The sequence below is a fragment of the Peribacillus faecalis genome, assembly GCF_014712675.1.
Lineage (GTDB): Bacteria > Bacillota > Bacilli > Bacillales > DSM-1321 > Bacillus_AD > Bacillus_AD faecalis.
In genome coordinates, this window is the sequence record NZ_JACXSI010000034.1 from 85126 (window position 1) to 98388 (window position 13263).

A 13263-nucleotide genomic window follows, 5' to 3' on the forward strand; every position below is an offset into this window, starting at 1 on the left:
CATAACATATCATCTTAAAAAACAGTCAGCAAAGATAACCATCTCGCTGACTGTTCATGTTCTTTTAATCTCTCCCCGTTAAAGCCGATTACAGCTCTTTAACACCTTTATTAACCGTTCGTATGGACAATTTTTTTGTAATTGGATCGAACTCGATCGTTCTTCCATTATTCCCTCCGCAATCAGCAGCCAATAATTCAATATTCAATTGTTGCAATGTCTTCCTGACAGCTTCTTCATTCCTCGGGCCGATTCTCATTAGGTCGTTTCCGGATGAAAATTGAAACATTTGCGCTCCACCGGCAATTTTTGCTTTCATCATCGAACAGCGCAAGCCTTCTGTCTCTAACTTTCGAACAAGCTCTCTTATTCCCGTATCTGCATACTTTGCTGCATTTAAAATACCTTCTATCGCTAAAGAAGAGTCAGGAAGCATAATATGCACCATTCCGGCAACTTGCTTTAATGGTTCGAAAAGCACTACACCTACACAAGAACCCAATCCTGCAGTCCGGATGCTGTATGGAGACTTTACAATATTCATATCTGCAATTCCGACTTTTATCACTTTTATAGTTTCACTCATTCGAATCGATTCCTAAAGCAGCAAATATCGTCTCAAAAGAATCCGGATCAGGCAATAAGAAAAAATGGCCGTTAATACTATTGAGTTCCCGTTCACCTTCTATCAGTTTCGTATCTATGACAATTGCATAGTCACTAACTTTAGACTGTTCAAGCAGTCCCGCACTGAGCACCGCGCCGGCCATCTCAATCGAAAGGGAAGGCACTGTAGATAATAAGTTCAATTGTGTAAAATCAGATAGCGAAGAAAAATAGGAGCCCGCCATAATGTTGCCTAATTCCTGTAAGGCAGACAGTTCCATTTCAGAAGCAGTTTCGATAGAAAAACTTATATCTCCCGTTATTTCACGTATGAAACGTTCACTTTGTTCTAAAGATAGGATGAAATACATACTGCCCGGCACTTCTCCTTCTATCCGAAAGAACACGCAAGCTACCACATTTTCAGCTCCGCCGGCGAGTTCCATCATTTCATTAAAAGAGATTATTCTTACATCCGGAACATTCATATCAATTTTTTTATTTAAAAGCACTGATAAGGCAGTAGCAGCATGACCTGCTCCAATGTTTCCTATTTCTTTTAAAATATCGAGATGTATTTTTGATAAGTTTTCTAAATAAGACATACTTATTCTTCTCCTGCTGTATCCGTCAAGTCGGCTGGTGCAAGAATCTTTTTCAAATCAATTAAAATTAATAGGCGTTTATCAATTTTCGCGACACCAGTAATATATTCCGCTTCTTCCGTGCCTACTACTTCCGGCTGCGGCTCAAGATGGCTGCTTGGAATATCAATTACATCGTTAGCAATATCAACAATTAGCCCCACTTCCAATTCATCGATATGAACAATGATAATTCTTGAATCATCCGTAAGTGGCGATTCTTCTAGGTCAAATCTTGCCCTCAGATCAATAATCGGTGTAACGACACCGCGTAAATTGATGACACCTTTTACGTAATGAGCAGTATTCGGCACTCTTGTAATATGCAAAATCTTCTCGATTCCCCGCACTTGCTGAATCGGAATCGCATATTCCTTCTCTTTTAATTGAAATACCACTACTTTCATCGCCGCTAGATTAGTAGCTGTCATGCTTACTCTCCCCTTATTTAAAGACATGTTTACAAAAAATATAATGCATACTGTTTAGTAACTTACGAGTTTCTTCATTTTCGGCAGAAGGAATCTCCCTAAACAAGCTTTACTTAATCAAAGCGTTACAGTCTATAATTAAAGCAACTTGTCCATCACCTAAAATCGTCGCTCCGGAAATGGCAAATACAGATGATAAATAATTACCTAATGCTTTTAAAACAACTTCTTGCTGCCCAATAAATGAGTCGACGAGAAGTCCGGCCATTTTGTCTCCTTTTCTGACGATAACAACTGACACATATTCATCATCTTTCTCATATACAGGTACTTCGAATATATTTGTTAAATCCAGCAACGGCACAACTTTTCCTCGGAAATCAATAATTTGTTGATTATGCGCATTCATGATTTCTTCTTTTTTTACAATGGCCGTTTCAATAATAGACGATAGTGGAATAGCAAACTTCTCTTTTTGTATTTCTACAAGCATGACAGAAATAATCGATAATGTCAGCGGCAATTGAATAGAGAAAATGCTGCCTTCCCCTTCTTTCGAATCAATTGAAATAGAACCTCCTAAAGCTTCAATTGTATTTTTCACTACATCAAGGCCTACACCGCGCCCTGATACATCTGATATAACTTCAGCTGTTGAGAAACCGGATGAAAAAATAAGCTCATATACTTGGCGGTCTGTTAAAGAAGCAGCTATTTGCTCAGTGACAATGCCTTTACTGATTGCCTTCTGTAAAACGCGTTTACGGCTTATTCCCGCTCCATCATCCTCAATTTCGATAAATACATGATTGCCGCTGTGGTATGCCTTCAACACCACCGTTCCTTCTTCATCCTTGCCATTTGCCGTCCGAACATCCGGTGTTTCTATTCCATGATCAAGCGCATTTCTAATTAGATGGACAAGCGGATCGCCAATCTCATCAATTACGGTACGGTCCAACTCTGTGTCTGCACCAACGATTTCAAGATTGATCTTTTTGTTCAAATCTCTTGCCAATTGTCTGACCATGCGCGGGAAACGATTAAATACTGTCTCAACGGGAACCATTCGCATATTCAAAATAATGTTCTGCAAATCTCCTGTCGTTCTGGACATTCTTTCAACCGTTTCATGCAGCTCCTGATTATTTAAATCTTTAGAGATTTGTTCAAGTCTGCCACGGTCTGTGACCAATTCTTCGAAAAGGTTCATTAAAATATCTAAGCGTTCAATATTGACACGTATAGTTTTGCTCATATTTTGTGCTTTTTGATTACTTTGCTTCTTTTCATTGCCGGCTGAGTCAAGTGCTGTATCTTCCTTTACTTCAGCGGCAGCCTCAATATTTGCTTGCACTTCTTCGATTGCAAGCTTCTTTTCACTCGTTTTAATTATTTCAAAAGAAATAGGTTGCAGCCAAACTTTATCAATCTCCGATACTTTCATAATCTTTCTCTCTACTTCTTCAGCAGACTCCTTCGTTATGAAAGTAATTGTAAACTCGGAATCAAATTGCTCTTCTTCCAATTGTTCGGCAGAAGGAGTAGATTTTATGACTTCACCCATTTTCTCCAACAATTCAAAAACCATGAACACTCTGGCAGCTTTCAGCAAACAATCATCACGAAGTATAACTGTGATCTCATAGCTTGAAAATCCTTGTTCTTTCGACTGTTCCAAAACAGTGATTTCAAACTCATCATAATGGCTTTTCATTTCAGTACGAGGGAGTTCAATAGCCAAAGCGGCTGCAGCTACTTGTTCTCTTGCCTTTTGGATTTCTCCGACTGACTTGCCTTTTTCCAAAGCCAGAAGCCTTTCCACTACATTCGTTACGTCCTTCTTGCCATTTCCTCCCGTTGCAATATCCAACACCATTTCTTCCAAATCTTCCGTAGCATCAAAAACTACGTCTAGCATCTCCGCTGTAACAAAAAGCTTATTATTGCGGATCGCATCCAGAATGTTTTCCATTTTATGCGTTAAATTCGCAATATCCTCATAGCCCATTGTTGCAGCCATACCTTTCAGAGTATGTGCCGAACGGAAGATTTCGTTGACGATTGTCAAGTCTGCCGGGTTTTTCTCCAGCTCCAGTAATTGATCATTACAGTTTTGAATATTTTCTTTACTTTCTTCAATAAACATTTCTAAATATTGTTGGTTCATATCCATTACAGCAGCACCCCTCAATGATTAGCAATATTTCACTATCGTACGCGCAATATTTTCTACATTCTCCACATCATCTACTAAATTAGTTGCAATAGCAGCCCGGGGCATTCCGAATACAATGGAGGTTTCCTCAGATTCCGCAATCGAAATAGTCGGCCTTCTCTGCTTTAAAGTAATTAAACCTTTTGAGCCGTCATTGCCCATACCTGTCATGATGACACAAATTACAGAATAGTTTTCTAATGCACTGATTGATTTAAATAACACATCCACAGATGGCCTATGCCCATTTACAGCTTCCTCCCTGCCCAATTTAGCGACTAAATCTTTCCCCTTCTCAATAACCCTAAAATGATAACCTCCCGGAGCGATATAAGCTGTTCCTTTATGTAAAACCTCGCTATCCTCGACCTCTTTTACAGAAATAGCAGATAAAGAATCTAAACGATTTGCCAGTGATTTTGTAAATCCGGCCGGCATATGTTGAACTATTGCAATAGGTGCATCAATTGTCTCAGGCAGATTGGTCAAGACTCTTTGAAGTGCCCTCGGTCCTCCTGTAGAAGTCCCAATTGCAATTACTTTCTGACTTGTTTGACTAAAAGTCTTTGGAACTATAGTTCTATTATAGGATGATTCTATTTCGCTATATATTACCGTTTCTGACAGCTTTTGCTTTGTGACTGTCAAGTTTTTTTGAAAACGGGATATTTTCGCTTTACTGGCTGCAGTAATTTTTTCTTTCAGCTCTTCTTTCACCTTATGCAAATCTAGCGAAATGGCCCCTGAAGGCTTCGCAATAAAGTCAAAGGCTCCATATTGCATTGATAAAACCGTGTTATCCGCACCAGATTGTGTGGAGCTTGAAAGCATTATGACCGGTAAAGGACATTCTGCCATAATAATCTTTAACGCTTCCAAGCCATCCATAATCGGCATTTCAACATCTAAAGTCACAACATCCGGCTGCAGTTGTTTTATTTTATCAATAGCGTCTTTTCCGTTTCTTGCATATCCGATGACATTAAAGCTTTGATCCTCCATTAAAAAATCAGTAATAAGTTTCCTCATGAAGGCCGAATCCTCGACAATAAGAACCTTAGGCTTCTCCATATGACGATCCTACCTTCCAATAAAATAATTTTTCAACTTGCCAATGAACGACTGCTTCATAAGAACAGGTTCCGTCTCTTCATAAGCATGCGTTAAATAATTTGAAGTTAATTGATATAATGCCAAACTAATATCGGCATTTGGATTCAGAATATAGAATGGTGTATGTCGGATGACGGCTTTCGAAACAATTTTGCTGTCCGGCAATAATCCAAGAGGGATGATTTCTTTACCAATAAACCTTTGTAAAGTACTTTGAATCTTATTTATCGTCGCATTGCCTTGCTTTTCTCTCGCCGTCCTATTGCAGACGAGAAAAATTGGCGTGTCTTCGCATTGAAAATGCAAAAACTTTATAATCGAATAAGCATCCATTATTGACGTAGGTTCCGGCGTCGTAATTGTAATAATCTCATCTACACACATAAGGAATTTGTTCGACTCTTGGGAAATACCTGCCCCTAAATCAAAAATAACGTAATCGTACTCCCCTTGAATATTAGCAAATTCATTCGTGAATCTTTCAAATTGACGGCTGCTCATTGAAAAAAGATTCGTCAGTCCTGTCCCTCCGCTAATATAAGAAAGACCAGCAGGACCATTTGTAATTACTTCTTTCATGGAATAGCCATTTTGAAAGAAATCAACAATTGTCCTTTCAGAACCATTTCCCAAAAGAATATCAATATTTCCCATTCCTATATCCATATCAAATAGTAACACTCGTTTACCTAATTTTGATAATAAAATGGAAAAGTTTAACGAAAAGTTCGATTTTCCGACCCCGCCTTTACCGCTTATAACCGCTACCGTCTTAGCAACATTCAGCCCTTGATGCTGTCTAATTTTCAACCGTAATAATTCAGCTTGATCGGCCATTGTCAACACCCTCTAATATGGATTGTACGATCTCAGCAGATGTCATTTTCATAATATCATCCGGTACATTTTGTCCATTCGTAACATAAGCAGCACTTAAATTGTAATTGGCTGCCATGTTGAACATCGATCCGAATGATGATGTTTCATCTAATTTCGTAAAAATAATATGCATAATCGGAATAAGTGAGAATTGTTTCACAATCTCTTCCATATCTCTTTGTTTACTCGTTAAAGCCAAAACTAAATACGTTTCCAGCTCTTTTTCAAAGTCAATAATGTTTTTCAGTTCCTTAACGTATTCATCATTACGGAAATTCCGGCCTGCTGTATCGATAAATACTAAATCGTAATGAGCAAATTTTTCAGTGGCTTTCTGAAAATCCTCTAAATTATAAGCCACCTCAATCGGAACATTTAAAATAGTAGCGTACGTCTTCAATTGCTCGATGGCTGCAATACGATACGTATCGGTTGTAATAAAGGCAATCTTCTTTCCATATTTCATCGCACTTTCCGCTGCCAACTTGGCGATAGTTGTCGTCTTGCCGACTCCGGTTGGACCTACAACATTAATATATTTTTTCCGGAAGAAAGCCGGCTCTGAAGAAGGCAGCTTCGATAGCATAAATGTTCTTGTCAGTTCCAGACATTCAGCATAGGACAAAGATTCTTTCTCTAATTTGTCCGATAATATTAAGACAACATCATCAATCATTTCTGCTGATATTTCCTGTTCAGTCAGAACATCCATTATTTTTTTGATATATTCATGCAAGAAACCTTGCTTGCCGGCATTTAGACTTTTGACGATTTTTCTAATTTCGGAAATTTCCTCCTGCATACTCTTTACGGACGAGGATACAGGAAGGATTTTTCCCGGTTCGAAAATCGGTTGTTTTATTTCTGAAGTACTTGCCGGCTGGGGTTTCGGCATCACTTTTTTATGTTTTATTTTCGGAAGCTCTAAATTGGGCATATCTGAATCAACTGCTACCACTACTTCTATAATCTTTTTCTTGAAAAAACCAAGAAATCCGCCTGTATATAAAACCTTTGAATTTAATATGACAGCATCTTGCCCTAATTCGGCGCGAATTTTAACAAGTGCATCAGACATCGTTGGAGCATTAAACTTCTTCACTTTCATCAGCCAACATTCACCACCCCAACACTTTGAATTTCAACATCCGCTTCCAATTCATTGTAAGAAAGAATTGGCACATTCGGGAAATATCGCTCCGTCATTTGACGGACATACATACGGACAGCCGGCGAGCAAAGAACGATTGGCACTTGATCCATCATTGACAGCTCTTCAAGTTTACCCGCAAGCGTTGACAAAATCTCTTGCGTATCATTCGGATCCATCGATAAAAAGTTACCATGTTCGGTTTGCTGTACACTATCAGCAATCATCTTTTCCACTTTTCCTGAAACGGTAATGACTTTTAAAGAAGCGGCTCCATTTAAATATTGCTGAGTGATTTGTCTCGCTAAATTTTGTCTGACATACTCCGTTAATAAATCGGTATCAGATGACAGCTTGCCATAATCGGCTAATGTCTCGAAAATAATCGGCAAATTACGAATCGAAATTTTCTCTTTCAACAGCTTTGCCAACACTTTTTGGATTTCACCAATTGATAATGGATTCGGTGTAACTTCCTCTACTAAGATTGGCGATGTTTCTCCTAAGTGATCAATCAGCTGCTTCGTCTCTTGACGTCCGATAAGCAAATGCGCATTATTTTTAATGATTTCCGTTATATGAGTAGAAACAACACTAGGCGGGTCGACAACCGTATAACCGAGCATTTCCGCCTGGTCTTTCATTTCCTCGCTGATCCATTTAGCAGGAAGTCCGAATGACGGCTCTATAGTATCGATTCCCTCGATACTATCATCATCCGTACCCGGGCTCATTGCCAAATAATGATCAAGAAGCAATTCTCCCCTTGCCATTTCACTGCCCTTTATTTTCAGACGATATTCATTCGGATTAAGTTGGATATTATCGCGAATGCGGACAACCGGAATAACCAATCCTAACTCGATGGCCAACTGCCTGCGAATCATTACAACCCGATCAAGCAAGTCGCCGCCCTGATTCGTATCGGCAAGCGGAATCAACCCGTAGCCAAATTCAAACTCAATTGGATCGACATTTAAAAGATTAACCACACTCTCGGGACTTTTCAGTTCATCTGTATGTAATTCTTCTTCGATTTCCTGCAATTCTTTTTCTTCTTCCGGCTTTGGACGGCTAATTATATATCCGCCGATAATTAAAGCACCGGCAAGCGGAATTGTATACAAATCATTGATTGGTGTAACAAATCCAAGCAGTAAAATCGTTCCCCCTGTTATGTACATCATTTTCGGATATGCGAATAATTGACTTGTAATATCTGATCCAAGATTGCCTTTAGAAGCGGCTCTCGTTACAACAATACCTGTCGCAGTCGATACAAGCAGCGCCGGCACCTGAGTTACAATACCGTCACCAACTGTCAATAAAGCAAAATGCCCTGCTGCTTCACCGAAGCTATAATCCAATTGCACAACTCCGATAATCATACCGAATATTAAGTTAATAAAGACAATAATGATACCGGCAATCGCATCCCCTTTTACAAACTTGCTGGCACCATCCATCGAACCATAAAAATCTGCTTCTGAGCTGATTTTTTCACGGCGTTCTCTAGCTTCTTTTTCTGAAATTAATCCGGCATTCAAGTCAGCATCAATACTCATTTGCTTCCCCGGCATTGCATCCAGCGTAAAACGCGCAGCAACTTCTGATACACGTTCAGAACCCTTTGTAATAACGATAAACTGAATAATAATCAAAATTAAAAATACTACCATACCGACTAACACATTACCGCCTACGACAAATGTACCAAATGTCTTTACAACATCCCCTGCATCTCCTGTCGTCAAAATTGCACGTGTTGTAGACACATTCAGCGCTAAGCGAAATAATGTCAAAAGCAATAATAAAGAAGGAAAAATAGCAAATTCTAACGGCTCTTTCATGTTCATTGCTGTGAGCAGAACTATTAGAGCAAGAGAAATATTGCATAATATTAAAATACTTAAAAGCCAAGTAGGTATAGGGATAATAAGTGTAGCGATAATCCCAACAACACTTAAAATAACCGTCAAATCTCTTGCTGACATAACTTTCTCTCCTATTTAGGATACCGTTACCGGTCCTTTTTCATTTTTGAATCAACCTCATGAAAATACTTCAATGATAAAGGAGCCATGCGGGAACCGAAAAGCGGAAGCGGCCGGTTCAGCCCCGACCTGCATAAGACGAATCACGTAGGAAATTGTAAAATTTCTGAAGTGATTTGGCTTATGACCTCGAGGGGCTGGCCGCTGCAGCTAGACAAATTCTAAGCAGGAACAGCGACTAAGAGCGCTACGTCCGCATATCTTCGTCGCTGTGACTCTCATCCTGAGAGCCCCACACGAGAAACCCGCCTTTGGTTTCTTGGGGGAGGCAGCTTAGGACCGAGCATGGCAGGTATAAGGTTGGACTGCCATCTTAGTTCAAAAATATAAACTTTATAATTATTAAAACCGTCACCGGTCCTTCTTTGTTTTATGCACAATCCTTTAAATCTTTTCTTAATTTTAATGATATGAAACAGCTGCGTTGATTTCCGCTGCGGGTGGACGCTTTCCGTGGGGCATGCGCCAATCCTCCTCGTCGCTAAACGCTCCTGCGGTGTATCGGCCTGCACGCTTCTCCCACAGGAGTCGCCACCCACAGCGAAGATTAACAAGTAATCTAATGAAAATCAACAAAAGATGTTAACCATTTTGCAACTATATTTTTATGTAATCGAAACTAGATCTTCCCTTTTGATTTATATACAAAAGCAAGTATTTCGGCAATTGCTTTAAAGAAATCTTCTGGAATGCCTTGTCCTAATTCTGTTTGGTCATATAACGCTCTCGCTAAAGGACGGTTTTCAACCATCACAATATCATTTTCCTTTGCGACGAATTTAATCTTTTGCGCGATAAAGTCAACACCTTTAGCTACAACGAAAGGAGCATCCATTTTAGATTCATCATATTTGATGGCAATTGCATAATGTGTAGGATTGGTAATGACAACATCCGCATTCGGAACTTCCGCCATCATCCGTTGCATAGCCATCTCCCTTTGCCGCTGCTTAATTTTCGACTTAATTAAAGGGTCGCCCTCTATATTTTTATATTCATCTTTAATGTCCTGTTTCGACATTCGTAAGTTTTTCTCATGATCATATTTTTGATATAAATAATCTAAAATTCCAAGCAACAATAATAATAGTGAAGCTAATAGACCTACTTTTACTACTAAATCAGCCAATGTCCCCAATGCTGCGCCTATGCTTTTTTGTGATAAAATCAATATTTCGGTAATTCTCGAACGAATGACGAGAAAAACTAGTACTCCGACTAAAGAAATTTTTAAAATAGATTTCAAAAACTCAACAATCGCTCTCCAAGAGAAAATTCTTTTAAAACCTTGCACAGGATTAATTTTACTTAATTTAAATTGAAGCGTTTCTGTCGTATATAGAAAACCGACCTGTATATAATTAGCAACTACGCCTCCAATCATGGCAGCCGCCATAACCGGAATGAGTAATTTTGCACATAGTTCCAGCATTTGAATAAAAATCACTTGAATGCTTGCCTCTGTCAGCGGCATTCCGATATATTGCACAAATGCTATTTCATAGACTTGCAATATAATTCCTTTCATATAGTCGCCCATTAAAAACAAAAGAAAGAAAACAGCCAACAAAACGAAAGCCGTATTAATATCCTGACTTTTCGCCACCTGCCCCTTTTTACGGGCATCTTGCTTTTTTTTCGGAGTGGCCTTCTCCGTTTTTTCACCGGAGAAGTATTGCAGATCAAGCGACAACCATTCCATTTACGCGCCTCCCATCCAGTCCATTAAGCCTCTCATTGTCAAAAGCGTATATTCAAATAATTGTCCGACCACCGTCATCGTAACACCCATTACTATTAATAAAACAACGAAGCTTACAAACAATTTGATGGGCAAGCCGACAACAAAGACATTGAGCTGCGGCATCGTTCTCGCAAGAATACCTAGAGCTACATCGACAATAAATAAGCTTCCGACAACCGGAATTGCCATTTGAAAGGCGATGATAAACATTTGATTAAAACTCATGATGACGAATTCTAATAAACCTTCACGACTGAAATCAATAAAATATTGATCAATCGGTACAAACTGATAGCTGTAGAAAATCCCGTCCATTAACAAATGATGACCGTTTGTCGCCAACAAAAACAGTAACGCAAACATATATAAATATTGACCGACCAATGGACTTTGGACGCCTGTCTGCGGATCAATAACATTGGCAATTGCCAGCCCCATCTGAAAATCGATGAAACCTCCGGCAATTTGAATCGCTGATAGCATCAAATAAGCGATAAAACCAATCAATAGTCCGACAAGCGCTTCCTTTATAATTAATAAATAATAGCTTGCATCAATCTCAAAAACGGGAATTTCCATCGTGTAATACATAATCCAAGAAAGGAAAACCCCGATTCCTATTCGGTGCATGGCAGGAAGACTTCTATGTGAGTAAATCGGCATCGTAATAAAAAAAGATGTCACTCTCACTAAAATTAATAGAAAACCGGAAAAAGAAGGTACTAAAACTTCCATGCCGTTATCCTATAAACCTAGAAAGGTTACCTAAAATTTCGGCCGTATAAGAGACCATATGCGAGATCATCCAAGGAGCGAAAAAGACAAGACCGACTAATACCGCGACAATTTTCGGAACGAAAGCCAGCGTCTGCTCCTGAATTTGTGTTGTCGCCTGAAAGATACTGACAATCAAACCGACAACTAAGGCCAAAATCAAAAGCGGCCCGCTCATAATCAATATTGTATAAATCCCTCGCTCTGCTATGCTTACAACTAACTCTTGATTCATATCATTTCACCAACTAAAAGGATTGTAATAACGATTTAACAACCAAATACCAACCGTCTACTAACACAAATAATAAGATTTTAAAAGGCAAGGAAATCATGACGGGCGGCAACATCATCATACCCATAGACATTAAGACACTGGCGACAATCATATCGACAACCAAAAAAGGAATAAAAATCATAAAGCCGATTTGAAAGGCTGTTTTCAATTCACTGATTGCAAATGCCGGAACAAGCGCAGTCAAGGGAATATCTTCAACCGATTCCGGTCGGTCCATATCGCCATAAGAAAGAAACAGCTCCAAATCCTTTTGTCTCGTATGGGCACTCATAAATTCCTTAAAGGGCATTGCCGCTTCTTCATACGCTTCCTCAAGATTGATTTCTTCATTAAAAAGCGGTGTCAACGCCTTGTCGTTCACCTCTTGGAAAACTGGAGCCATAATAAAAAATGTAATAAACAAAGCAATGCCTATTAGCACTTGTGTTGGCGGCATTTGGTTAGTCGCCAAAGCTGTTCTGACAAACCCAAGCACGATTATGACCCTCGTGAAGCAAGTCAGCATAATCAATATGCTTGGAGCTAAAGACAAGACAGTCAGTAAAAGCAGCATTTTTACGGAAGTGGATACATTCGAAGGATCACTTGTATTAAAAAATTCCATAAACTCATTCATCTTTTTGATCCTCCGTCTCCTGCAATTCTCTCTTTAATTTCTTCCTTGTTGCCGCCATCTCATTTAACTGTTTTTGAAATTGCTCAACAAATGAATGGCTGCTGTCATCTTTTACACGTTTGTTTTTGATTTTTGATAAAAGATCTGCCGGTTTCAACATGCTGTCGATCGCCTCATTATGGTCTTGCAGCAATTTCTCAATCTCTTCCGGGTCGGTTATTTCACTTAACAATTGAACATTCTCGCCGACACCGACTATGTACAGCTTATTTCCTATCTTCACAATTTGAATCGACTTATTGTTTCCGACACTCGTTCCTCCCAAATTAGAAACAATATGTCCTTTTTGATAAGCTTGATTTTTTTTATTCAAAAACTTGAGCAAGAAATATAATAGAGCGCCAACAAATAAAAAGGCTGCAATCATTCGAAACATATCAAAAAAAGAAAAATCCGCAGCAGAAGCTGAACTCTGTACTTGATTCTCCTGTACAATCGGCTCTTCTGCTTCCGATTCTCCCTTCTCTTTTTGAAAATAATCATTAACCATCTTATCTGACTGTTCCGCGCTGACTATCGTGTATGCCGGAAATAACAATAAAGCAATTAAACTAATAATTCGGCTTATCTTTTTCAGGTAAATCAAAATATGTTACACCTCTAACTACCAGTTAAAATTATGATTCTGAGTTTAGAACAGCTTCCGCCCCCGGTATTATAATCTCCGGAGGCAAAA

13 protein-coding genes are annotated in these 13263 nt (G+C 39.0%); all 13 read right to left on the minus strand.

The window, feature by feature from the left end:
- Positions 1-88 precede the first annotated feature (88 nt).
- The gene (locus IEO70_RS13815; RefSeq protein WP_190998952.1) at positions 89-586 is read right to left on the minus strand and encodes a chemotaxis protein CheD; all 498 of its coding nucleotides are present in this window, start codon (positions 584-586) and stop codon (positions 89-91) included.
- A complete protein-coding gene (locus tag IEO70_RS13820; protein WP_190998953.1) occupies positions 579-1211 on the minus strand; it encodes a chemotaxis protein CheC in 633 nt (210 codons plus the stop codon). Before IEO70_RS13820 ends, IEO70_RS13815 begins: the two co-directional genes overlap by 8 nt.
- Before the next feature lie 2 nt (positions 1212-1213).
- Complete coding sequence (locus tag IEO70_RS13825; RefSeq protein WP_190998954.1) at positions 1214-1681, minus strand: chemotaxis protein CheW; 468 nt, start codon at positions 1679-1681, stop codon at positions 1214-1216.
- Between the two features lie 109 nt (positions 1682-1790).
- Positions 1791-3857, minus strand: a complete 2067-nt coding sequence (locus tag IEO70_RS13830) for a chemotaxis protein CheA (RefSeq protein WP_190998955.1) — start codon at positions 3855-3857, stop codon at positions 1791-1793.
- A 21-nt stretch (positions 3858-3878) separates the two neighbouring features.
- Positions 3879-4970, minus strand: coding sequence for a protein-glutamate methylesterase/protein-glutamine glutaminase (locus tag IEO70_RS13835; protein ID WP_190998956.1), 1092 nt, complete (start codon positions 4968-4970; stop codon positions 3879-3881).
- A 9-nt stretch (positions 4971-4979) separates the two neighbouring features.
- The gene (locus tag IEO70_RS13840) at positions 4980-5849 is read right to left on the minus strand and encodes a MinD/ParA family protein (protein ID WP_190998957.1); all 870 of its coding nucleotides are present in this window, start codon (positions 5847-5849) and stop codon (positions 4980-4982) included.
- Positions 5833-6999, minus strand: coding sequence for a flagellar biosynthesis protein FlhF (gene flhF, locus IEO70_RS13845; RefSeq protein ID WP_190998958.1), 1167 nt, complete (start codon positions 6997-6999; stop codon positions 5833-5835). Before flhF ends, IEO70_RS13840 begins: the two co-directional genes overlap by 17 nt.
- Entirely contained in the window at positions 6999-9035 is a 2037-nt protein-coding gene (gene flhA / locus IEO70_RS13850) for a flagellar biosynthesis protein FlhA (protein WP_190998959.1), read from the minus strand. Before flhA ends, flhF begins: the two co-directional genes overlap by 1 nt.
- A 679-nt stretch (positions 9036-9714) precedes the next feature.
- Complete coding sequence (gene flhB / locus IEO70_RS13855) at positions 9715-10797, minus strand: flagellar biosynthesis protein FlhB (RefSeq protein ID WP_190998960.1); 1083 nt, start codon at positions 10795-10797, stop codon at positions 9715-9717.
- On the minus strand, positions 10798-11574 hold the full coding sequence (gene fliR, locus IEO70_RS13860; RefSeq protein ID WP_190998961.1) for a flagellar biosynthetic protein FliR: 777 nt from the start codon (positions 11572-11574) through the stop codon (positions 10798-10800).
- 4 nt (positions 11575-11578) lie between these two features.
- Complete coding sequence (gene fliQ, locus IEO70_RS13865; RefSeq protein ID WP_190998962.1) at positions 11579-11848, minus strand: flagellar biosynthesis protein FliQ; 270 nt, start codon at positions 11846-11848, stop codon at positions 11579-11581.
- Positions 11849-11861: 13 nt separating this feature from the next.
- Entirely contained in the window at positions 11862-12527 is a 666-nt protein-coding gene (gene fliP / locus IEO70_RS13870; RefSeq protein ID WP_190998963.1) for a flagellar type III secretion system pore protein FliP, read from the minus strand.
- Positions 12520-13173: a flagellar biosynthetic protein FliO gene (locus IEO70_RS13875; RefSeq protein ID WP_190998964.1), complete on the minus strand. Its 654-nt coding sequence runs from the start codon at positions 13171-13173 to the stop codon at positions 12520-12522. Before IEO70_RS13875 ends, fliP begins: the two co-directional genes overlap by 8 nt.
- Positions 13174-13263: the final 90 nt, after the last annotated feature.

What these genes read in the sequence shown, in the direction of transcription:
- IEO70_RS13815 (WP_190998952.1), bottom strand. Translation starts at nt 586, where the DNA reads ATGAGTGAAACTATAAAAGTGATAAAAGTCGGAATTGCAGATATGAAT.
- IEO70_RS13820 (WP_190998953.1), bottom strand. Translation starts at nt 1,211, where the DNA reads ATGTCTTATTTAGAAAACTTATCAAAAATACATCTCGATATTTTAAAA.
- IEO70_RS13825 (WP_190998954.1), bottom strand. Translation starts at nt 1,681, where the DNA reads ATGACAGCTACTAATCTAGCGGCGATGAAAGTAGTGGTATTTCAATTA.
- IEO70_RS13830 (WP_190998955.1), bottom strand. Translation starts at nt 3,857, where the DNA reads ATGGATATGAACCAACAATATTTAGAAATGTTTATTGAAGAAAGTAAA.
- IEO70_RS13835 (WP_190998956.1), bottom strand. Translation starts at nt 4,970, where the DNA reads ATGGAGAAGCCTAAGGTTCTTATTGTCGAGGATTCGGCCTTCATGAGG.
- IEO70_RS13840 (WP_190998957.1), bottom strand. Translation starts at nt 5,849, where the DNA reads ATGGCCGATCAAGCTGAATTATTACGGTTGAAAATTAGACAGCATCAA.
- flhF (WP_190998958.1), bottom strand. Translation starts at nt 6,999, where the DNA reads ATGAAAGTGAAGAAGTTTAATGCTCCAACGATGTCTGATGCACTTGTT.
- flhA (WP_190998959.1), bottom strand. Translation starts at nt 9,035, where the DNA reads ATGTCAGCAAGAGATTTGACGGTTATTTTAAGTGTTGTTGGGATTATC.
- flhB (WP_190998960.1), bottom strand. Translation starts at nt 10,797, where the DNA reads ATGGAATGGTTGTCGCTTGATCTGCAATACTTCTCCGGTGAAAAAACG.
- fliR (WP_190998961.1), bottom strand. Translation starts at nt 11,574, where the DNA reads ATGGAAGTTTTAGTACCTTCTTTTTCCGGTTTTCTATTAATTTTAGTG.
- fliQ (WP_190998962.1), bottom strand. Translation starts at nt 11,848, where the DNA reads ATGAATCAAGAGTTAGTTGTAAGCATAGCAGAGCGAGGGATTTATACA.
- fliP (WP_190998963.1), bottom strand. Translation starts at nt 12,527, where the DNA reads ATGAATGAGTTTATGGAATTTTTTAATACAAGTGATCCTTCGAATGTA.